At 49.8% G+C, this 1,328-nt stretch carries 2 protein-coding genes; both read left to right on the top strand.

All coding sequences use genetic code 11. The features are described from left to right. A partial coding sequence (locus QO034_RS23230; RefSeq protein WP_284487873.1) for a hypothetical protein occupies nucleotides 1-340 on the top strand: 340 nt, incomplete at its 5' end. Continuing rightward, entirely contained in the window at nucleotides 327-908 is a 582-nt protein-coding gene (locus QO034_RS23225) for an NUDIX hydrolase (protein ID WP_284487872.1), read from the top strand. The genes QO034_RS23230 and QO034_RS23225, both read left to right, overlap by 14 nt. Nucleotides 909-1,328: the final 420 nt, after the last annotated feature.

Genomic DNA, 1,328 nt, shown 5'->3' with positions numbered 1-1,328 from the left:
TCCCATGTCGATCACTCCTTCTCTCCCCGACCGATTCCGTCGGGGCAGCGTGTTCACATGGGTCAATTCTCAGTGGAAAATTATGGGGCTACCGGGTCACTTCTCAGCGGAAATCAACAGCTTTTACCTCCTTAATCAAGGAAATGCGATCAATTTTGCGCATAATAACGTGCTCGGAAGCTTCATCTACCTCGTAGCTTGCGAGTTGACACTATGTATTGCAAAAATTTCCAGAGATAAGACCGATTTTCGCAATGACCGAATAAGCACGCTAAACACGTCAACCCGCCAGGAGATTGCAAACAAATGGTTAATGGAGTTTAACGATGCTGGCGCCTGATTTACACGAAGCGCATGATTGCACAATTCCGCTCCTCTTGAGTCGGTATGCTGAGAAATTTGGATCCGATCAATTGGATGTGATTCGATTGCTTCGGCAAATAGAGAGCGGCGAAGACGTTAGATCTCGAAAGAACTTTAATGGCCATGTCACTTGCTCTGCGGTTCTCGTGGATCAGCGCCGCGAAGCTGTACTACTGGTAAAACACGCTGTTCTTGAAAAATGGCTGGCTCCAGGAGGGCATATTGAAGCCAATGAGCATCCTAGCGAAGCGGCTGGACGCGAGCTCCGTGAAGAAACTGGCGTTGCTCACTTCACCCTTCATCCTTGGCATCAAAAGAATTTTCTGTGCCCGATCGACATTGACAGCCATAAAATTCCTTCAAGCAAAAAGAAGAATGAACCAGAGCACTACCACCACGACTTTGTCTACATTTTCACGACAATTGAACACCTAATCGACGTGAGCATTGATCGATCCGAGGTTACACAAGCAGACTGGTCAGACTTAAAAAGCTTGGCCATCAAATATCCACGTGTACTGGAGCGGCTAGGGAGGATCCTATGAGGATATCGAGTCCGGATGACGTCTCTTTTCTACCAAATGGGGATCTGACGCTCGTAAAAGCGAATGACCGGCTATCCGCGAATGTCTACTCAGATTACACGAGGAGCGCTGCTCAAGCGCTACTCGAACAAGGGCGCGCAGTTGACGCGAAAACTCAAGCTGATGTCGTCAAGATGGCGATCAACGACCTACATTGGGGACTAGGCTCAAGAGGGTACCGAGCCGAGTAGTCACGAATCTCTAGCGCTGTGCGTCGCGGAGTCTTGCACCTTTGATACAAGGGCGACTACGGGCTGTTGAGGAAAGTCTGAAAAACCTCGCTCTCTGAGCGGGTTGAGGTAGACTGGGCATGATCAGCAAGGACACTCCCGATGCCCAAGCAGCCCGCCTTTCCCGGCCTCCGCCATGCGATGAAGAAGA

The organism is Sedimentitalea xiamensis (assembly GCF_030164465.1).
Classification (GTDB): Bacteria; Pseudomonadota; Alphaproteobacteria; order Rhodobacterales; family Rhodobacteraceae; genus Sedimentitalea; species Sedimentitalea xiamensis.
Note: the sequence above shows the minus strand (reverse complement) of the source record. Positions and strands in the feature narration are given on the sequence as shown.